The organism is Sporolactobacillus nakayamae (assembly GCF_900113325.1).
GTDB classification, from domain to species: Bacteria; Bacillota; Bacilli; order Bacillales; family Sporolactobacillaceae; genus Sporolactobacillus; species Sporolactobacillus nakayamae.
In genome coordinates this window covers 227,552-248,875 of the sequence record NZ_FOOY01000003.1, presented here as the reverse complement: position 1 = coordinate 248,875, position 21,324 = coordinate 227,552, and the positions used below count along the sequence as shown (strand labels likewise).

General features: G+C 44.4%; 16 protein-coding genes and 1 other RNA gene. 13 read left to right on the top strand and 4 right to left on the bottom strand.

The window, feature by feature from the left end:
• The first annotated feature begins 102 nt into the window (after positions 1 to 102).
• Both BM003_RS01245 and BM003_RS01240 read left to right on the top strand, forming a co-directional pair.
• Entirely contained in the window at positions 103 to 1,848 is a 1,746-nt protein-coding gene (locus BM003_RS01245; protein ID WP_093669263.1) for an ABC transporter ATP-binding protein, read from the top strand.
• Positions 1,841 to 3,688, top strand: coding sequence for an ABC transporter ATP-binding protein (locus BM003_RS01240; protein WP_093669261.1), 1,848 nt, complete (start codon positions 1,841 to 1,843; stop codon positions 3,686 to 3,688). Before BM003_RS01245 ends, BM003_RS01240 begins: the two co-directional genes overlap by 8 nt.
• A gap of 109 nt (positions 3,689 to 3,797) precedes the next feature.
• Here BM003_RS01240 and BM003_RS01235 read toward each other — a convergent pair whose 3' ends face one another.
• From BM003_RS01235 to BM003_RS01225, 3 genes are all read right to left on the bottom strand, one after another.
• A complete protein-coding gene (locus BM003_RS01235; protein ID WP_093669259.1) occupies positions 3,798 to 5,033 on the bottom strand; it encodes an EAL and HDOD domain-containing protein in 1,236 nt (411 codons plus the stop codon).
• A gap of 167 nt (positions 5,034 to 5,200) precedes the next feature.
• Entirely contained in the window at positions 5,201 to 6,643 is a 1,443-nt protein-coding gene (gene hpaB, locus BM003_RS01230) for a 4-hydroxyphenylacetate 3-monooxygenase, oxygenase component (RefSeq protein WP_093669257.1), read from the bottom strand.
• 82 nt (positions 6,644 to 6,725) lie between these two features.
• The gene (locus BM003_RS01225; protein WP_093669255.1) at positions 6,726 to 7,412 is read right to left on the bottom strand and encodes a DUF1361 domain-containing protein; all 687 of its coding nucleotides are present in this window, start codon (positions 7,410 to 7,412) and stop codon (positions 6,726 to 6,728) included.
• Positions 7,413 to 7,592: 180 nt separating this feature from the next.
• Between BM003_RS01225 and BM003_RS01220 the strand changes: the two genes are divergently transcribed.
• From BM003_RS01220 to BM003_RS01200, 5 genes are all read left to right on the top strand, one after another.
• Positions 7,593 to 9,002 carry an isochorismate synthase gene (locus BM003_RS01220; RefSeq protein WP_177184570.1) on the top strand — a complete coding sequence of 470 codons (1,410 nt, stop codon included), beginning with the start codon at positions 7,593 to 7,595 and terminating at the stop codon, positions 9,000 to 9,002.
• On the top strand, positions 8,999 to 10,729 hold the full coding sequence (menD, locus tag BM003_RS01215) for a 2-succinyl-5-enolpyruvyl-6-hydroxy-3-cyclohexene-1-carboxylic-acid synthase (RefSeq protein ID WP_093669251.1): 1,731 nt from the start codon (positions 8,999 to 9,001) through the stop codon (positions 10,727 to 10,729). The genes BM003_RS01220 and menD overlap by 4 nt, the downstream gene beginning before the upstream one ends.
• Positions 10,719 to 11,558 (top strand): 2-succinyl-6-hydroxy-2,4-cyclohexadiene-1-carboxylate synthase, encoded by an 840-nt coding sequence (gene menH, locus BM003_RS01210; RefSeq protein WP_093669249.1) that lies wholly within the window; start codon positions 10,719 to 10,721, stop codon positions 11,556 to 11,558. Before menD ends, menH begins: the two co-directional genes overlap by 11 nt.
• Positions 11,555 to 12,664, top strand: a complete 1,110-nt coding sequence (menC, locus tag BM003_RS01205) for an o-succinylbenzoate synthase (protein WP_093669247.1) — start codon at positions 11,555 to 11,557, stop codon at positions 12,662 to 12,664. The genes menH and menC overlap by 4 nt, the downstream gene beginning before the upstream one ends.
• 103 nt (positions 12,665 to 12,767) lie before the next feature.
• On the top strand, positions 12,768 to 13,418 hold the full coding sequence (locus BM003_RS01200) for an HAD family hydrolase (RefSeq protein ID WP_093669245.1): 651 nt from the start codon (positions 12,768 to 12,770) through the stop codon (positions 13,416 to 13,418).
• A 9-nt stretch (positions 13,419 to 13,427) separates the two neighbouring features.
• Here the strand turns inward: BM003_RS01200 and BM003_RS01195 are convergent, their stop codons facing one another.
• The gene (locus BM003_RS01195) at positions 13,428 to 14,159 is read right to left on the bottom strand and encodes an SIR2 family NAD-dependent protein deacylase (protein WP_093669243.1); all 732 of its coding nucleotides are present in this window, start codon (positions 14,157 to 14,159) and stop codon (positions 13,428 to 13,430) included.
• A gap of 115 nt (positions 14,160 to 14,274) precedes the next feature.
• Here BM003_RS01195 and BM003_RS01190 point away from each other — a divergent pair, with 115 nt between their 5' ends.
• The 6 genes from BM003_RS01190 (at position 14,275) to BM003_RS01165 (ending at position 21,089) form a co-directional block, all read left to right on the top strand.
• Entirely contained in the window at positions 14,275 to 16,533 is a 2,259-nt protein-coding gene (locus BM003_RS01190; RefSeq protein ID WP_093669241.1) for a DEAD/DEAH box helicase, read from the top strand.
• A 2-nt stretch (positions 16,534 to 16,535) separates the two neighbouring features.
• Entirely contained in the window at positions 16,536 to 17,816 is a 1,281-nt protein-coding gene (locus BM003_RS01185; protein ID WP_093669239.1) for a ribonuclease H-like domain-containing protein, read from the top strand.
• 151 nt (positions 17,817 to 17,967) lie between these two features.
• Positions 17,968 to 18,558 carry an SLOG family protein gene (locus BM003_RS01180; RefSeq protein WP_093669237.1) on the top strand — a complete coding sequence of 197 codons (591 nt, stop codon included), beginning with the start codon at positions 17,968 to 17,970 and terminating at the stop codon, positions 18,556 to 18,558.
• A 147-nt stretch (positions 18,559 to 18,705) separates the two neighbouring features.
• Positions 18,706 to 19,017 (top strand): cell division regulator GpsB, encoded by a 312-nt coding sequence (gene gpsB, locus BM003_RS01175; protein ID WP_093669235.1) that lies wholly within the window; start codon positions 18,706 to 18,708, stop codon positions 19,015 to 19,017.
• Positions 19,018 to 19,089: 72 nt separating this feature from the next.
• Positions 19,090 to 19,478, top strand: an RNA gene (gene rnpB, locus BM003_RS01170) — RNase P RNA component class B.
• 474 nt (positions 19,479 to 19,952) lie between these two features.
• Positions 19,953 to 21,089 (top strand): THUMP domain-containing class I SAM-dependent RNA methyltransferase, encoded by a 1,137-nt coding sequence (locus BM003_RS01165; RefSeq protein ID WP_093669233.1) that lies wholly within the window; start codon positions 19,953 to 19,955, stop codon positions 21,087 to 21,089.
• Positions 21,090 to 21,324: the final 235 nt, after the last annotated feature.

Sequence of the window (21,324 nt, the reverse complement as noted above, 5' to 3'; positions counted from 1 at the left end):
AGAAAACGAGTCGTCTTGCTTACTCATGAGCTTTCTTGTTGCTATACTTAATGAATCCGGAGCTATTGACCTGTCTGTGCGTATTCAGAAAGAAGGTTTTCTATGGGCTACCTTCGTATTTACTGGAAAACATATAGAGTAAAATTTGTTTTTGCACTCTTTTTCCTGTCGCTTGAAGCCTTGGCGGACTTGATGCAGCCGGCACTAATGTCACGGATCGTTGATCAGGGCGTTGGCAAGGCAGATTTGCCGTTTATTGAACAGTTTGGGCTTTTGATGCTCACAATAACGGTGATTGGTGCATTTTGCGCGAGCGCGCGCAATGTGCTTTCAGGTAGTGTTTCTCAGCGCTTCGCTCAGGATCTGCGCCAAGATTTATACATAAAAATACAGAGCTTCTCTCAAGCTCAGATCGATCATTTTGGCAACGCGTCATTGATCACCCGTCTCACGAATGACGTCACCCGTGTGCAAACCTTCGCCAATGGCATGATGCGCATTATGGCGAAAGCGCCGCTCGTTGGAATCGGCAGTCTTATTATGGCGATTCATTTGAATGCAAAACTCTCGTTGGTATTGCTAGGAATCGCTCCGATTATAGCAGTGCTGATTTTTTTAAATATGAAAATCAGTTATCCTTTTTTTCGAAATGTACAACGTGCACTTGATCGTGTTAATCGTTCGATGCAGGACTATTTAGCCGGAGTCCGCGTCATTAAGGTCTTCAATCGCTCCGCGTACGAGCAGAAAAAGTTCCAATTAAATAATAACGAATTGGGTGAGCTGTCAGCTGCTGCCTCTAAAATCGGCAGCCTTTTTGCTCCTGCAATTAATTTGGCAGTGAATGGCGGAATTCTTGCCATTCTGTGGTTTGGAGGACTTGGTGTAAATTCCGATTCCATGCAAGTAGGTACGATCATCGCTTTTACTAACTATATGATGCAACTTCTTTTTGCGATTATGATGATGAATAACGCCTTTAATATGCTTGTGCGTGCAAAAGCCTCGGCAGAGCGGATCGGACAAGTAATGAATGATGAGCTGGATCAGCGTTTTCAGACGGGGAGCCTCGAGCTATGTGCACCCGAAAAGAAAGGGGCAGTTCAGTTTCGTCATGTTACCTTTTCCTATCAAAAACCTGAGGGTCAAGATCCTGTATTGAAAGACATTAATTTTGATCTTGATTCTGGGGAGACGCTCGGTATTATTGGTCCGATTGGATCAGGAAAATCCACACTTACGCAGTTAATTCTTCGCTTCTACGATCCGGACAAAGGCACGATAGTATTTAATGGCAACGATATCAAAAGGTATAGCGAAGGTGAGCTGCGAAAAAGAGTCGCAATTGTACCTCAGCGCACCTTTTTATTCAGCGGCTCGGTCATTGGCAACATTCGCTGGGGAAATGAGCAGGCAAGTGATGAAGAAGTCTATGAAGCGGCTCGAATCGCAGACGCGGATGGATTTATCCGCCGCCTTTCACATGGCTATGATTCAATGATTGGTCAAGGAGGAGTCAACTTGTCCGGCGGGCAGAAGCAGCGCATTTCCATTGCGCGTGCACTGATTCGTAAGCCGGATCTTCTGATTTTGGATGACGCGACGAGTGCTGTAGACGTGCGTACCGACAAACTGATCCGAAGCCGCCTAAAGCAGGCACTAAATCAGTTAACTTGCATCATCATCTCTCAAAAGGCTGCCTCCATTAAGGATGCGGACAAGATTATAGTGATGAATCATGGAGCCATTGAGGCAATAGGCACGCATAAGGAATTATTATCATTTTCGGCATTCTACCGCGGTATATATTCTATGCAAATGGAGAGAGGCGGAATCCAAAATGACTGAAAAGAAGCGTTCTAGAGATCATATCAGTGTACCAATGCCTGGAAGAAGCGGTAGAAGAAGGGGAGCGGGGCGGTTCGCCCCTGTTGAAAAGCCGGAAAAAATGTGGGCTACATTAAAGAGGCTCGGCATATATTTCGTTCGCGAAAAACGTGCGCTCATCATTGTTTTTTTCTTTGTTCTGCTTGATTCGATTATTTCCTTGTTGATTCCTTATTTTATCGGAATCGCGATTAATCAGATTGGCACTGAAGCACATTCGGTTAAATTTTCGATGCTGATCACTATAATTTTTGTTCTTGGTATGTTCTATTTGATGGATGGTGTGCTGACTTTTTTTCAAGGCTGGCTTATGGCAACCACAGGTCAAAGAATCGTAATCAGCATTCGTAAAAGTCTATTTTGGAAATTACAGAAATTGCCGATCTCTTTTTTTGATCACAATAACCATGGAGAGATCATGAGTCGGCTAACAAATGATATTGAAAATATTGATGTCACACTTTCGCAATCCACGGTGCAACTGATGAATGATGTGATTATGATTTCCGGATCAGTTGTTATGATGCTCTGGATCAGTCCTTCGTTAACGCTTGCCAGTATGATCATGGTGCCGCTTGTTTTTATTTTGACCAAAACAATTGCCACTAGAACCTCCAAACTCTTTGTAGAACAACAGAAAGAGTTGGGCACCTTGAATGGCCGAATCGAAGAATCAATTTCCGGATTGTCCGTAATCAAGGCATTTAACCACGAAAGTCAAGAAATTGAACAGTTCACACAAATCAATCAACGCTTAACAAATGTCGGATTGCGCGCGCAGATTTGGTCTGGTTACCTGATGCCTTTGATGAATGTAATCAATAATTTAGGCTTTGCTGCAGTCGCTTCCTTCGGTGGTTTTTTAGCAGTTAAAAACATGATCACCGTGGGTATGATCGCCAGTTTTCTTACTTATTCAAGGCAATTTTCTCGTCCGCTGAACGATGTAGCCAGTATTTTTAATACATTGCTCTCTGCAATAGCCGGTGCTGAACGCGTTTTCGACATTCTTGATCGAAAGGAAGAATTGCCGGATCCAAAAAACGCTCGGACAATTAGCCGAGAAAATTGCAGAGGAGAGATTGATTTTCGCAACGTTTCATTTGGTTATGATTCGAAGCACCCCATCCTAAAGAAAATTTCGTTTCACGCGCATCCCGGTGAAACGGTCGCATTTGTCGGACAGACAGGCGCCGGAAAAACAACCATAGTCAATTTAATGATGCGGTTTAATGAACCGATTAGCGGTTCCATTTGCGTCGATGGTACGGATATTAAGAAGTATTGCCGTTCCGGCTACCGCAGTTTATTCGGTATGGTTCTTCAAGATACCTACCTCTTTCATGGCAGTTTTAAGGATAATTTACGTTATGGCAGGCTTGAGGCAACAGACGAAGAGATAAAACGTGCGGCAGTGGCAGCGCATGCAGACTCATTTATCATGGATTCTGAGCATGGCTATGATACGATTCTGCAGGGGAATGGGGAAAATTTAAGCGAAGGACAGAGACAATTGCTTACCGTTGCTCGAGCATTGCTCGCTGATCCGGCCATTCTAATTATGGATGAAGCAACGAGCCATGTAGATACACATACGGAACGTGAAATTCAAGAAGGAATGGCGCAGTTAATGAAAGGACGAACCAGCTTCATTATCGCGCATCGCCTCTCCACAATTCGTCACGCAGACCAAATTCTTGTTGTGCATAATGGTATGATCACTGAACAAGGGAATCACGAGCAGCTCTTGAAGAAAAATGGGCTTTATTGCAAAATGTACAAGGATCAATTTTCAGTGTAAAGGGAAGTGTTGAATTAGAGGAGCAGGAAATACAGAGCGAGAAGGGCATCAAAATGAGAGAAAAAGCAATCCTAATTAGGTTCCCTGTTACTCAATAGTCGATAAGGTTTTATAGGTGAGTTGTCTTCGCCTCTTCTTCAGACAACGTATGTTGCCACTTTATTGCTTTTAAATAGAGCGACATAAAGTCTTCGGTAGTCAATTTATGGCTTTTAATGAAAGGGAGCGTCACATCCCATTGCGCCTGTTCGAATTTAACAACTGAATCGAGACATATTCTTAAATCATTTTCGTTGCCAAGCAAGGCTTCGAATACTTCCTGATCCAAAGGAAGCTTAGTTAAAATCTCTTGCATAGGCTGGCTGAGAATCTGATCCAGCGAGGAGAAGATACCAGTAATAAAATAGTCGGAACTTTGATTTATAAGTCCAAGTTTAATAGCTATGAGCTCCAACATCTTCCCGCGAATCAGCGAACGCTTCACGAGTTCGGCATTTTCAACTTCCTGCGCACCGGTTAATAACATAATGTGCGTCCATTTAATCATATCTTCTGTGCCGATCCTGATCAGTGCTTGGCCAACGGATTTAATTCGATACTTTGCTCCGTAGCGGATGGTATTCGCCACACGCAATAATTTGTAGGTTAATCCAAGATCTTCTTGAACGAGTGTACTGATCCGAATGAGATCAGGCTCAGGCTCACGCAACTCTTTGAGAATTCGAATTAAGTTGGCTTGTTGATAACCAATTTCCTTCGCATTGATCATAAGCGGCTTGCTGAAGAAGTACCCTTGAAAGAGATCATAGCCCATCGCAAGTGCGAAGCGGTAGTCCAACATTGTTTCCAATTTTTCCGCCAAAAGAATCTTTTGACCGCGATACTTTTGGATGAAACGCATCTGATCCTTAATTCTTGTTCTTGAGAACTCTACTTTAATCATGTCCGCGAGCTCAATCAATTCCTCATAGTCTTTACGTCCGAAAACGAAGTCGTCCAACGCCAAAGTATATCCGTCCTTTTTCAGCAAGCGACAAGCGCTAATCACTTCACGACTTGGGGTGACACGCTCCAATATTTCCACGATAATTTTCTGTTTAGGTAACAGCCGAGGCAACTGCTGTACGAGAAAATCCTCCGGAAAGTTGACGAATCCCTTTGTCCCCTCAATCAACTCATCGAAACCGATCACGAGTACGGAATTTGCAAGGAGTGAAGCGGTTGCATGTCCGTCATTTGTTGTCCCATGAAACGAATTCGTACCACTCTCTCTATATAACAATTCATAACCAAAAAGACGCATCTCTCGATCAAAAATCGGTTGTCGGGCTACATAAATATCCATTAGATCATCTCGCAATAAAAGTGTAATCATGCCATTGACCCAAACGGACCTGTGAGGAAAATGGTGTACCAGATAGCCGAGAACAGCAATATCCAATCCATTCTTAAGTTGCTAGGCGTAGATCATAATTCCTATGCTACCATGTTTTTTTGCGGTCCACAATCACTTTATAGCTCTTCGCGGTTGAGAAACTCATTAACCCACTTAACAAATTCCGATCGGTCATAGTCACGATAAAGGTTCGATGCGAGGCGGACAGGGTCGCCAAAAAAGAACCGTTCGTACAATGTTTGTCTACCTGCGAAGGAACTCATCGCCAGGTCCCACGCTAATCGAAATAATTTAACTTTCTCATAACCATTACGATCTGCAGATTGTAAATAATTCCGCAACACATCACCAATTTCTGATTGGAAATCCCTTTCTGTAGGAATGGTAACTAATCCGCTTGCGCCAATCAATTGTACAATTTCAACAAATCGCGGATAAATTTTTGGATACACGTTCATTGCGGCAAGCAGCGGCTTTCGATCCGGTACCATTGTACCCCATGTATCGATTGAGGCGTGAACCTCTGATGCGGTGAGCAATGCTTTGAGCGTTTCAAGTGCTACAATTACTTCAGCAATTTTTTCCTGAACATGCTGGTATTCAGCAATATTAATAGCATCAACTAATGACTGAAGAACGCCGAGAATAAACTCTGTTTTCACAATATTTCTTGAGGTCACTTGATGAACTTGAAGTGGCATAAAACCACTGTCCGTATAAAGCCTGCTTGCAATATCGGTATTACCATGCAGGAATACCCTATCCCAGGGAACAGTGACGTGATCAAAAAGAACGATTGAATCTACTTCGTCAAATCGTGAACTGAGCGGATGATCATAATGACTTTCTCCAGCGGCAAAGGATTCACGGCAAATAAATTTTAGACCAGGTGTATTTGAGGGAATGGAGAACGCATACGCATAAGCTTCATCAAAATGAAAGGCACCGGTCGGAAAAACAAGCAGTTCGTCAGTCATTCCGCCTTGTGTTGCGAGTAGTCGTGCACCGTGAATGACAAGTCCGTCTTTGTTTTCATCAATCACTCGTGCAGCAACAGCGTCCGACGCATTTTCAAAATAGAGTGAGGATCGGTTCACCTGGGGCTGAATAAACGTATGGGTAAGTGAGAGATCATGTTCTCTGCAATTCAAATAGAAGGCACGCATATTGTCTGAACCTTGTTTGTCACCAAAAAGATCGGCACAGGCAGCAAAGGTCATCACAACGGTATTCATATAATCGGGTGAACGGCCCATCATACCGGCAGTTTCCCGTGCCCAAATCTGAAATGCTTTTCTCTGTTTCACAAGGTCTTTTATCTTTTTTGGTTCCAAATATGCAGTACCCACTCGCTCCCCAGTACTTGGCGATTTGAACGTCAGAATGTTACGGAAAGATTTCTCGTGCTGCATATCATAAAGCTTTGCCTGGCTTTTCATGACATTTTTAAAGGCGGGGTGTTCAGAAAGGTTGCCTGATATTTTTGCTCCGTTAATCCAGACATTATTGCGAAGACGATCAATTCGTTCCAGATACGTTTTACCATCGATGCAGCCCATGCGCAGTCCCCTCCGTCTAATCATTGTTTTTTAAACTATGATTAGATGACGGAGGAAATGACTCAATAAAACGAATTGAATTTCATCGTAAATGTTCTCCAAGCCTTGCTATTGCTGTAAAAAGAACGGAAAAAAAGTAGTAAGTCATAAAAATATAACATGCGGAGAGCAACGAAAAACCAATTGAAAAAGCATTGACATGATGCGTCACTCGTGACAGAAATGTAGTTGGATAGAAGATATCCCAGGAGTTCAAACGTAAGAAGCGGCCAATGTACATCGCGCAACCGCTCGTGATAAAGATCAAAGACATAATGATCGAAACAATAGGAGACGCGAATTTTTGTAGAAAGCGATGATGGATGATCCACATCGAAAGCATGCCGGAGCAGGTACCGACAAAGGTACCGATGCCAATATGAATGAGACTTAACCAGGATAAGAAATCACTGGAATAAACAATCGATTTTCCTGTTGTATAAAAATAAATGCCTTGAAGATGGATGAAATCGGTGACCAAATACGGCGCATTTGGGAAGAAGACCAGCCATAATAATCCGAGCATCCATGTTCTGAGCCAATCTCGTGCGCTATCTGCTAAGCACATGCAGACAGCAATGAAGAGTGGAAGAAACGCCAAAAGAAGGTTCCAGAGCATCATAACATGTATCGTTCGCTTTGTAAGAGCGAACAAGAGTAGACTGAAAAGTATATAGAAAACAATACAATAGAGTACTGGATTAGGTGAAAAATGTTTTTTTGGAAACATGCGATCGAAATCCCTTCCGCGATGGTTAGCGACTCCTTTGGATTATATTAACCAAGGACAAGTTTTACTCTTTTTCTTCAATTGAGACATCATACTTTGAAATTGACAGTCCGAATTGAGAAGAGTTATCTTTAAAAAGACATAATATGTTCACATTAGAAGCGATAATAGGTGATAAAGGTGACAGTTTCATATAGGCAAGATTTTTATAACGTGATTTGTACGGCGATAGATCATGCCAAAGTAGTTGGGAAACGATGTGTCGTTAGTGAAGTAAAAGCGATAGAATCAATTGATCCGCTCGATTTTTATCATACTGCCGCGAAGCAGTATCGTGGTGAACGCTTTTTTTGGGAGAGCCAGTCAACTGGATTTGCTCTAGTAGGAGCAGGAGTTGCGGTTTCTGCAACCGCAGAAGGTGATAATGATACATTGGTGCGAGATATTCTGAAACAGCTCCGGAACACCGCGACTGTGACAGGCATTAGCGGAATCGAGGGCACTGGACCGCTTTTATTTGGCGGTCATACGTTTGATTCAACGAAGCAGTCGTCCAAAGAATGGGCTTCTTTTGGCTGCTGTTATTTTTTTCTCCCAACATTCTTAGTGACAAAGCAAGAGGGACAGTACTATCTGACACGCACAGTAGTTTGCGAACCAGGTGATCACGCAGATGAGCTGATGCGGCAGATTCAGCAAAGTGAAGACACTATATTCCGCAACGTGAAAATGACCCATTGGGAAAAACAACCATGGAATCCGCTTCTCGAACAAAAGGATCAAGATCTAGATGAATGGACGCACACGGTTGACGATGCCATTCAAATAATGGAAGAGCGCGCAATAAAAAAGATTGTGCTGGCGCGTACTCGAAAGATGATCTTCCAAAATGAGCTCTCAAGTGACGAACTCATACGGAGTTTACGCGAGCAACAAGAAAATACATGTGTCTTTTGTCTCGAAAAAGAGTCGGCAGCATTTCTCGGCGCAACACCGGAACGGTTAATTAAAAAAAGTGGCCGACGCATTTATTCAGCGTGCCTTGCCGGATCGGTTTCTCGCGCTAAAACGGATGAAGAGGATTCACGCCTCGGTGAGTGGCTGCTCAACGACCGGAAAAATCGAATGGAGCATCAGTATGTGGTCTCAGCAGTACGCGATTCGCTCACTGATCTTTGTGAACAGCTGACCATTCCAAATCAACCAGTATTGATGAAAAACAAGAATATCCAGCATCTATACACATCGGTTGAAGGACTATGCGCTGAATCAGCTTCCGTTTTTGATTTTGTTAAACGCCTGCACCCGACGCCCGCGCTCGGCGGACTGCCGCGCAAAGCAGCTATGGATTGGATCCGTGAGCACGAACGATTGAATCGCGGCTTCTATGCTTCACCAATTGGCTGGTGTGACGCACAAGAAAATGGCGAATTTGACGTTGGCATACGGTCGGCGTTAATTAACGGCAGGAACGTGCTTCTATATGCTGGTTGCGGCTTGCTGAAAGATTCGATTCCAAAACAAGAATATGAAGAAACAGCGATTAAATTTAAGCCGATGCTCAATGCACTCACGAGGAGGAACTCATGAATCATCAAGAATTAGTGACGCGCTATCTCTCCGCATTTATTCATACACTATCGGAGCACAATGTACGGACAGTCGTTATCAGTCCGGGCTCGCGATCGACGCCGCTCGCGGTGCTCTTTGAAGAACATCCCGACATTCAGACATATTTGGATATTGATGAACGCTCTGCCGGATTTCTGGCACTTGGACTCGCAAAAGCCTCTGCTCAGCCCGTTGCATTACTCTGCACATCTGGAACAGCCGCGGCTAATTACTATCCGGCGGTGATTGAAGCTTATTTTTCGCGCGTTCCTTTAATTATTATTACTTCGGACAGGCCTTACGAACTGCAGCATGTCGCGGCGCCGCAAACCGTGGATCAGCAGGGGATGTACGGAAGACATGTCAAACACTACTCTCAGTTGGAATTATCGGAGCATGATTTAAGCCTACTTGATTATAATCAAGCTCTAGCTAGTCGAGCGGTCGCTATTTCAGTTGGGCTTCCTAGAGGACCGGTACATCTTAATGTTCCGCTTCGAGAACCGCTAGTCCCGGGGCGATTAAACCAAAGTTGCGCAACGAACGCGACTCCCGTTCATCAGGGCGTGCTCGCGCTTGGCCAAAACCAACTGAAGGCAATTTCAGAACGCATTATGTCCGCAAAAAAAGGCGTTATTATTTGCGGAATCACGGATACGGACGCGCGTACGTTCGGCATCATCGAACTTGCTGAACGTGCAGGTTTTCCTGTTCTCGCCGACCCACTTTCACAGCTTCGACGAGGAACGCATTCAATGGAAACAATTATTGAGACTTACGATACATTTCTGCGCAATGAACACATCGCATCCGCATTCGATCCGGATTTGATCATCCGATTTGGCGCGCCGCCGGTGTCCAAAGCCATTAAACTCTGGATGGAACACCAAACCTGTGCCAATTTTGTTATCGATGGTGGAATGGAATGGAGAGATCCGATTTGCATGGCTACGGAAATGATCTATTGTGATGAACAGCGCTTTTGCGAGGATTTGCTGCCGCTGATTAATAAAAAAGATGGTACGGAATGGCTCCATTCATGGCTTACCATAAATAGTACAACGAAGACAGTGCTCTCAAGCATAAGCGGCGAGCAACTATTGAACGAGGAAAAAGTATTCTTGAAACTGGCTGAATGGCTTCCTGAGAAGGCGAACCTGTTTGTTGGCAACAGCATGCCGATCAGGGAATTGGACAGCTTCCTGTTCACTCACTCTCAATCTGCACAGATTTTTGCAAATCGCGGGGCTAATGGTATTGATGGCGTTGTTTCGACAGCAGTTGGTGTTGCCCTATCAAGACAACGCGCAATCCTTGCGATTGGAGATCTTAGTTTTTTTCATGATATGAACGGTTTGCTTGCAGCTCGTCAAAATCAAGCGAACCTGACGATCATTCTCGTGAACAATGATGGTGGAGGAATCTTCTCCTTTCTTCCACAGGCATCGGAAAAAAAGCATTTTGAATCGCTTTTCGGTACCCCTCATGGGCTTGATTTCGCTCACGCTGCAGCACTTTATGACGCACATTATACCAAAATAAGTGATTGGGGAGCTTTTGACGCAGCACTCGACGACTCTCAGTCCATTGATGGTTTGAACATCATTGAAGTGCCGACAAAACGGGAAGACAATGTTGAAAAGCATCATTTGCTGCAAAGACTTCTCGACGAACGTTTCAGGGAGGAAGTTATTTATGAAAGCTGAACTTCGCGGTGTGACCTATCATTATGAGCGGAGAGGAACGGGGGAACCACTGCTTTTTCTGCATGGATTTACCGGGAGTATGAAGACTTGGCACTTTCTTGAAGCACGGTTCGTTCGAGACTACCAACTCATTTTTGTCGATATTATCGGACACGGTCACTCTGAGAGTCCTAAGGATTTCCGGCGGTATGCGATCAATGAGGTGGCGAAGGATCTGACAGCACTGCTTGATTTACTAAATATTGATAAAGTGCATTTGATTGGTTACTCCATGGGCGGCAGGCTTGCGCTCACTTTTGCATGCCTGTTCCCGGAACGCATCGCCAGCTTAATTTTGGAGAGTTCTTCGCCGGGATTGAAAACGGAGGCAGAACGAATGGCGCGTCGTTTGCGCGACCAAAAGTTAGCCGAATCGATCTGTGAAGACGGCATTCCCGCTTTTGTCAACCGTTGGGAGAACCTCGAACTTTTTGATTCGCAAAAATGTCTCCCTGAATCAAGTCGCTCAGCTCTGCGAGAACAGCGGCTTGCAAACCTATCGAACGGACTATCTAATAGTTTAATTGGTATGGGCACCGGAGCACAGCCGTCGTGGTGGAAACATCTCGCCACTTTACAGGTACCGGTTCTCTTAATTACCGGAGCGTTGGATGCAAAATTTTGCAAGATTGCGTCTGAATTATGTGATCGTTTGCCGGATGCCGACTGGCAAGCGGTTCCGGATGCAGGTCATGCGGTTCACCTTGAACAGCCATCGGACTATCAGGAACGTATCCATACCTTCATCCAATGCCAAGCGCTGAGGTTACGAGAGGAAAATATAAAATGAAGCTTCATTCTGTCACGATTCGTGCCATATCAGCGCCTCTAAACGTACCGTTCATCACTCATCTACAGCAAGTGACGCGCAGAGAAGCGCTGATTATTGAAATAATGGATACCGATGGACGGATCGGGTACGGCGAAGCGGATCCCTTTTCCAGTCCGTGGTATTCAGAAGAAACCATTCAAACATGTCTTCATATGCTTAAGGATTTCTTGATTCCTATTTTGTTGCGCCAAGAATCGTTAAATCCTGATGAACTCGATCAAGTTTGGAGCGGAGTACGTGGCAATCACATGGCCAAGTCGGGGCTTAGTCAGGCCATGTGGGATTTGTATGCAAAGCAGAAAGGTGTGTATCTTGGCACACTTTTCGGCTCTGCACAATCAGAAGTTGAAGCCGGTGCGGTTATCACAGCAAGGGAGCCCGCACGCGCCGTTGATCAGATTGAACGGCTCATGTCCGCGGGGTACAAGCGCTATAAGATCAAAGTATCGCGCACAAATGATATGGTTTTGTTGTCAGGCATTCGCAGGCATTTTCCCAATCTCGCTCTTATGGCGGATGCGAATTCGGATTACAGCCTTGCCGATTGCGATCGTCTTCGTCAGTTGGATCAATTCAATTTACTGATGCTTGAGCAGCCGCTCGCTTATAATGATTTGGCGGATCATGCCTTCCTTCAAAAAATGATGGATACGCCGATTTGTCTCGATGAGAGTATATGTTCCTATCAAGATGCCGCAAGTGCGATTCAATTAGGAAGCGCGAAAATTTTCGCAATGAAAATGGCGCGGATAGGCGGCTGGACGGCAGCTGTAAGCATTCATGATTTATGTGTGCGCCATTCCATCCCGCTCTGGTGTGGTGGAATGATCGAATTCGGCATCGCCAAAGCGCATAATATTGCACTTGCATCTTTAAAAGGATTCACATTGCCTGGCGACCTGTTTGCTTCCAACCATTATTGGAAACAAGATCTTGTGACACCTGAAATTACCATTGATCAAGGTTTGATTCACGTTCCGGATCAGCCTGGCATTGGTTTTGCTATTGATCATCAAGCGTTGAACGAGATGACTGAGTGTGTTGAGACTTTAAAAAAATTATGAAAGATGAAGGATAAATAATAAATTTTTTGACAAACTTAAGAGATAAATAGGATACTAGAATAAGTATTTAAGTAAGTTATCCTATTTTTGGAGGACTATAAGAATGCAACTACGAAACGCTCTCTTTGATTTTGACGGAACACTTGCGAATACGCTACCGCTTACAGTTCACGCCATGCAAATTTTGTTTAAAAAGTACGATGGACGAACCATCGACCACGATGGCATTGTTTCCATGTTCGGACCACCGGAAGAGGGCATGATTGCCAAAAATCTCGAAAATAAAGCAGCGATTCCAGAAGCGACAGAGCTTTATTTTGAAGTGTACGAGAAAGAACATGAACGATTTGTAGAGAAGAACGCTGAAATTTTCAACCTCTTGCATTTGTTAAAAAAACAAGGAATGAAAATTGGATTAATCACTGGAAAAGCACGTCGCTCCTACATCATTTCCGAAGAAAAACTTGGATTTAAAGGCGTATTTGACAGTGTCATTACCGGCGATGATGTTGCGGTTCCAAAACCGGATCCGGAAGGAATTAAGCGAACACTTGAGAAATTTAATGCTGATCTGAACGCATCCATCTATGTCGGTGATGCGAACGGTGATACTTTAGCAGGAAAAGCAGCGGGGATTCATACCGCTGCTGTACAGTGGCTTGAAGTCTCACAATCCAATAGATTTCCGGCAAACCCGGAATTCTATTGGACAAAAGTCAGCCAGTTTGTTGATCTCCTTAAAAACAACGACTAATTCGCTACTCTAAAAACGAATCGTGTTGGCATCAAAATCGAAAAAGTTCGTTTTTACAAAGTGATCGATGGCATCCATTTGCAGCGCCGGATGATCATTGATCAGTAGTGTTGGTACGCCGAATTCCTCCGCATACTCAGGCAAAAAGTTGATTGGAGCAACACCAAGCGACGTGCCCAGAATCAGCAAACGGTCGGCTTGACTCACTGCCTGTTCAACGCCTCGTAAACCTCGAACCGCTTCGCCAAACAGTACAATATCTGGTTTTAATACCGTTCCGCATGGCTTGCCTTCTTTAGATAAGGCAGTACAATGCGGAATTTTTTCATTTATCAACGTTCGCGTTTCATAAACGGACGCGCACTTAGGGCAGATACAACGATTGAATGCTCCGTGGACTTCGATGACCTGTGAACTGCCCGCCTTCACATGCAAACCGTCTATATTTTGCGTGATCACCGTGACTTGGTGCGCGCGTTCAAGGTCTTTCAACCAATAATGAACACGATTCGGCAGCGCTTCGAGTAATAGATTCGCATCAAACAGTGACCAATAGAATGTCCAGAATTCGGCGGGATGGGTTCGGAAGAAATGCATCGACAGACAACGTTCCACATCTGCATTTTGATAAAGACCATTCGTTCCGCGAAACGGTGGAATTCCGGATGGTACGCTGATTCCCGCCCCCGTAAGAATGGCGAGCTTTCGATCATTACGAATTTGTTCATTAAGTGTTAGCATCATAAACCCTCCAGTAGTTTTTGAATAATTAGCGAACGTTTATTCGTTATGCTATAATGATGGACAGCAGGACTGTTCAGGAACAACGAACGATGCATGAATTGAGGTGGTTTAAATGATTGGACGTCAGAGCGTAAGCGACCTTTTAAATCAATTGAAGAGCGATCCGAATATCGTTCATTGGCAAACCATTCCCAAAAGAGAAGCTAGATATGCGCCTTTTCCTCAATCACTTGACGAAAGGCTGAAAGACGCGCTTGTTCGCCGCGGTATTCAGTCGCTCTATACCCACCAAGCAGAAGCCTATGAAGCGGTCAGTGAAGGAAAAGATGTCGTACTTGTGACGCCCACAGCCTCAGGTAAAACGCTGTGCTATAATTTGCCGGTTCTCGAGGCTATGATTGAACATCCGGAAGGCAGAGCTCTGTATTTCTTCCCAACTAAAGCGCTTGCTCAGGATCAAATGAATGAGATGGCTGAGCTTATAAACGAACTCGGTCTGCCAATAAAAAGTCATACCTATGACGGAGATACGGCGGGCTCAATCCGTCAGACGATCCGCCAGTCCGGACAAGTTGTGATGACGAATCCGGATATGCTTCATGCTTCTATTTTACCCCACCATACAAAGTGGGTCTCGCTATTTGAAAATCTTCAGTTCGTCATTATTGATGAGCTGCACACATACCGAGGCGTTTTCGGCAGTCATGTCGCCAATGTGATCCGACGTTTGAAAAGAATTTGTCATTATTATGGCAGTCATCCACAATTCATTTGTACATCGGCAACCATTGCCAATCCGAGAGAACACGCTGAAGCGTTGACGGGACGACGGATGTTTCTCATTGACCGCAACGGCGCGCCAAGTGTGCGCAAGCATTTTCTTATCTATAATCCGCCGGTGACGAATAAACAATTGAATGTGCGCGAGAACGAGAGCTATGTGGTGACTCGGCTTGCGACCAACTTTTTAAAGAATAAAATTCAAACAATCGTTTTTGCGAAAAGCAGATTAAAAGTTGAGCTTCTTGTCAGTCATCTGCAAAAATTAAACAGCGGAAGGCACGATCGAGCGACACTATGCGCCTATCGAGGCGGGTATCTCCCACTTGAACGGCGCAGAATTGAACGGGGATTACGCAGTGGCGATATTATGGGTGTAGTTAGTACAAACGCGCTCGAGCTCGGTGTGGATATCGGGCAGCTGCAAGTATGTATCCTAACCGGTTATCCTGGAAACATGGCAAGCGTTTGGCAGCAAGCGGGAAGGGCGGGAAGAAGACAGGACGACGCAGTAATCATTATGGTAACTTCCTCCAATCCGCTTGACCAGTACATGGCCGATCACGCGGACTATTTTTTCTCAAGAAAACCGGAGGACGTCCGTATCAATCCTGATAATATCATGATTCTTATGGAACATATTAAATGCTCCGCTTATGAACTGCCCTTTAAAAGAGGAGAGCTGTTTGGCGGGGAGGCAGTCGATGAACTATGCGACTATCTCACTGACGAGGATGTGCTCCATTTTCAACGAGAAAAATGGTACTGGATGAGTGACGGTTTCCCTGCGAACAATGTCAGTTTACGATCTGCCGCGCAAGACTCATTTGCGATTGTTGATATAACCGATCAGGGGCATGCAAAAGTAATCGGCGAGATGGATCGTTTTGGAGCAATGACCATGCTTTACGAAGATGCGATCTATATTCATCAAGGGACACAGTATCATGTCGATGATTTGGATTTGGAAGAACGTAAAGCGTATGTGCGCAAAGTCAATGTCAATTATTACACAGATTCAGACTTAGCTGTTCAGCTTGATGTTCTGGCGATGGACAAGCATGCTGATTTTGACAACGATAAATTAGAAAAAGGTTATGGCGACGTCTCTGTCCGCGCACTACCAACAATTTTCAAAAAGATTCGGTTTGAAACCTATGAAAATATCGGATGGGGAAAGATCCATCTTCCAGAGCTTGAAATGCATACGAACGCGGCGTGGATCAGCTTTGATCCGGCGCTCTTAGATCTTTATGGTAAAGATGTCTTTCAGGGGGCGCTTGTTGGACTCAGCCACTTGCTTCGTCACGCGGCACCGCTATTTGTTATGTGCGATCAATCGGATCTTTCCGTTATTCCAAAGATCAAGGCGCCGCATAATGAGAAGCCAACGGTTTTTTTGTACGACAAATACCCGGGCGGTATCGGCCTTAGCGAGAAACTTTATCAGGAAATGCCTAAGCTACTGGATAAGGCAAGTGAAATGGTGGAAAATTGTGCTTGCGAATCCGGATGTCCGTCCTGTATCGGCTTTGTCAATGAAGGCAAGGCAGCTAAATTGACGCTAAGGCGTTTGCTAAGGGAACGATGACTGTGTCACTAACTAAGAAATTACAACTTTACCGCAAACAGCTGCATGAACAAAATGCTAGGACCGCGCAAAAATCCGATCATGATTCCGGCTGCTCTGAGAATAGGGAGCAGGTACAAAATAAAGAGATTCAGCGAGCGGCAGCCGCACTCGGCGCCTCGATCCGTCATTTTGATGATCAATTTGTACTCGTTCATACCGAGTTCCTTCCGCTTAGTATGAAAATCGGTCCTTATACTTTAAACGACTTGAAGCCGATCGTTGACATGTGGCAATCGGATTTTTCTGATCATCCATTATCGGCGCGTGGCCTGCACGCGGATGATCTGCTTTTTTTTGATACGGAGACAACAGGACTAGGCTCCGGCACAGGTCAGATGATCTTTTTAATCGGTTGGGCCCGTGTCACCTGTAATGGGCTCGAGTTAAAACAATATTTCTTGCCGGGTCCCGGACATGAAGCTGCCTTTTACGATGCCTTTTTAAATGATTGCGGTTCCCTAAAAAATTTAGTGACTTTTAATGGAAAAGCGTTCGACTGGCCGCGAGTGAAAACGCGCCACCAATTCGTGCGCGATCAAGTACCAAAACTACCGGCTTTCGGACATTTCGATCTTTTGCATGCCTCGCGTCGATTATGGAAAAAAAGATTGGAATCGGTACGTCTTCAAACAATTGAAACCGAGATTCTGTCCATGAAGAGACCTGTTGATGTGCCGGGAAAAATGGCGCCTTTTCTCTATTTTCAATTTCTGAAACATCCGGACGCACAGTTAGTAAAAGGAATTATCGAACACAACCGCAAAGATGTGCTGACATTAATTAGTCTCTATATTCACTTATCAAACAAAATTCTTGGTAAAATTGAGTGCGATCCAGAAGAACACTATGAAATTGCTCGCTGGTCGGATCAGCTCGGAAATCATGCGAAAGCACGTCAACTATGGGAAACACTAATTAATGGCAAGTCTTTGTATCAAAGTCCGGCCAAGGTGCGACTTGCTGAGCTGTGTAAACGTGAAGGTAACTATGTATACTCCTTGAATTTGTTTCGGTCCGTCATCCGAGAATGCGGAGATCAAGATGGCTCGCTGTGTATTGAAGCCGCAAAATTATTGGAACATCGGTTTAAGGATTATGAAAAAGCGATCCATTATACCCAAAAAGCTATTGATCGCCTTCACAAGAGTCAGGGTTCTGATGAGACAATTGCGAAGACTGAGGCAATGTATGCAAAACGATTAAATCGTCTTGATCAGAAACAATTCGAGAAATTTTCTTGAGAAATAAGGATATTACCCGGGCAAGCGCAAAAAACGCCTAAAATCGTCACCGCTCGTCCCTTTAGACGTTCAATTGGCAATTATTCGACAACAAGCGATGCGTTTGATCCCCACGTAATCACCATCTTATTTTGAAAGGAGGGGGAATGTGATGCATGAAGATGGATCAGTTGTTCTTGTTACTGGTTACAAAGCTCATGAGTTAGGTGTTTTTTCAAACGATCATCCCGGGATTCCGGTTATTTGTTACGCATTGAAGAAAAAAATACGCGAGTATGCAGAAAACGGCGCAGACTGGTTCGTGATTAGCGGTCAGACCGGAGTAGAACTTTGGGCAGGACAGGTGTGCCTCGAACTAAGAGACAATGATAAAATAAACGTCAAGCTTGCGGTACTCATGCCTTTTCTTAATCAAGAGGAGCATTATAAGGATTGGCAGAAGGAACTTTACGTACACGTTATTGAACAGGCTGATTACACGGGTGTTATCAGTAATCGTCCCTACGAAAATCCATCACAGCTTCGTCAAAAGAATGACTTTCTTGTCGCGAAAACAGATGCCATGCTGATCGTTTATGATGAGGAGTCTCCGGGTTCACCCAATTTTTACTTAGGAGCGGCAAAACGGAAGGCTCATGAATCCGCTTACCCCATCCAAACAATCGACCGTTATGACATGGAGCTTGCCTCTGAAGAGCTCCAGCAGCAAAATCCCGAGTACTGGACGGGTGGAGATGATTGACCTCACCTCAGGGAACGGTTGGTTCGTTTTTCAACGGACTTTATTACCTGTCGGATTGAGTGAAAAAAATCGTCATGAATGAACCATTGACACAATAGACTAAATTTGAAAAAATAAGATGAGATCATTAGTTTGGAGTGGGTCGACTTGACAGAACAGAAAACGATTAGATTAACTAAAAATGATATTCTTCATAAAGAGTTTAAATCCGGGTTTCATGGTTACCAACAAGATGAGGTTGATCAATTTCTGGATCTAGTGATCAGCGACTATGATGTTTTTCATGCGGAGATAGTGCGCCTGCGCGAAGAAAACAAACGGTTAAAAAGCCAATTGTTGGATGAAGATGGGCAACGATCCGTGCAGCCTGTTGAAAATCAAGGCTTAACCAATTACGATATTCTAAAACGTCTATCTAATCTTGAGAAACATGTATTCGGCAGCAAATTAGGTGAATAAGATCAATTAATTAAAAATATGGGTTGCTTCTTTTATTAAAGTGCTCTATAATATGTAGCTGTGACATTGTTTGTGTTCGGGTGATCGCTGTATTCCTTGTGAATATAGAGGAAAGTCCATGCTCGCACGGTCTGTGATGACCGTAGTGTTCGTGCCTGGCGAAGTCATAAGCCAGGGTAGCTTGGAGTAATCTGGGCTAACGGCGGGATAGAGGCCTGTGTTCCTACGGGAATATGGCTTGCCATCCTGTAAAGTGCCATAGTGACGATGTCTTTTGGAAACAAAAGAAGTGGAACGCGGTAAACCCCTCGAGCGGGAAACTCAAACTTGGTAGAGGAACCCTTTGGAAGGAACCAAACGGAAAAAGGGACAGATGATTCTGTAGATAGATGATTGCCGCTTTCGTACGAGGAGCATGCAGCTCCGCTTGAGTGCGAAAGTACAGAACATGGCTTACAGAACATAAATAATGCATATTATTAATGAAGAAAAAGCCCTGTATGGGCTTTTTTTGTTACACTGATAAGAAAGTATAAGATCTTGAGCATGCTGAGCCAGAAAATATATCTAGACACGAAAGCGCGAGACGCCTGCGGAACCAGCGAGCCAGGGGAGACCCCGCAGATAAGAGCATGTATGAGGAGGCTCCCGGATCGCCCGTGGCAAGCGAGCAGCTGAAGTGTCGTTCAAGTTCAAGGTTGATGGATCAAAGCCGCGTGCAGAATGACAGCCAAGGATCGGGCTGTGCCAGGTTTTTCTAACACGGATAAGAAAGTAAAGTATAGAAAAAATTTAAAGGAAACGAGTGTAAGTTCAACTAGGCCTCTGTCTGCGCCAGAGGCTTGCCAATCGGCAAGTTTTCTAATAAAAAATTGTTAGCTTCCGCTAATCTTAGTGTATATAAAAGCAGGGAATACCAAGAAGGGAACAAATAGATGACAGATAAATGGACGCTGATCGCGACGACAGCGATGGGCCTTGAAGCGATTGCTGCAAGGGAACTGAAAAATTTAGGCTATGATGACTTGAAAGTGGAAAACGGTAGGATTTTGTTTTCAGGGGGGGCGAGGGATATCTGCCGCTGTAATCTTTGGCTGCGGACAGCGGATCGCTTAAGACTCCAAATCGGCTGCTTTAAGGCCACTACCTTCGATGAACTTTTTGAACAAACGAAGGCCTTGCCATGGGCGGATTTTCTGCCGGAGAACGCCTTGTTCCCTGTGACAGGTAAATCACATAAATCATTACTGCACAGTGTTCCAGATTGCCAAGCTATTGTAAAAAAAGCGATTGTTGAGTCGTTAAAGACGCATTATCACCAAGAATGGTTTCAGGAAGACGGACCGATGTTTAAGATTCAGGTCGCTATTGAAAAGGACTGGGCCACTCTGTCCATCGATACATCGGGCGAAGGCTTGCATAAACGCGGGTACAGGCGGCTTCATAATTTGGCGCCGCTCAAAGAGACCTTGGCGAGTGCGATGATTTTATTAAGCCGCTGGACTCCTGATCGTCCCTTTGTCGATCCATTCTGCGGATCCGGAACCCTGCCCATTGAAGCCGCAATGATCGGACAAAATATTGCTCCTGGGTTTAACAGGGGATTTGTCTCCGAATCATGGCCGGTGATTGGTAAAGAAAATTGGGCGAATGCACGCGATGAGGCGGAAAATAAGGCAAACTATGATCAACCGTTAATGATTCTGGGCAGCGATATAGATCATAAAATGGTTGAATTATCCGAACATAATGCACTCGAGGCTGGATTTGGCGGCCTGATTACATTCAAACAGATGCAGGTTGCTGATTTTACAACAAAAGATGAAAACGGATGTATGATTGGAAATCCACCGTATGGGGAACGTATGGGTGACGAGCAGCAAATCCAAGCAATTTGTAAGGATTTAGGCAACTTGTACAAAACATACAAATCGTGGTCTTTGTACTTCATTTCATCCTTTGAACAATTTGAGACCTATTTTGGACGACCGGCAAGTAAGAAAAGAAAGTTGTATAATGGTCGGATTCGCACTGATTATTTCCAGTACTTTGGAAAGAAACACATTGATTAGTTCTAGAAAACTTGGCTTCGCCAAGCCTTTTTTATGCGAAGCCGCCGTAGCGAAGGCCATGGGCAGCCTAGTGTCCGGTGATCCGCAGGAGGACGCACTGCCGCAGGATGTGGTGGCTTCGAAGTTTGCCGGGCCATTTATACTATAATCCTTAAAACTATATATTTTCTTATTGTATAAAATAACGACACTTCGATTTTAGAAGGCAAAAAAGATGCTTTTTAAGTTAACGTTC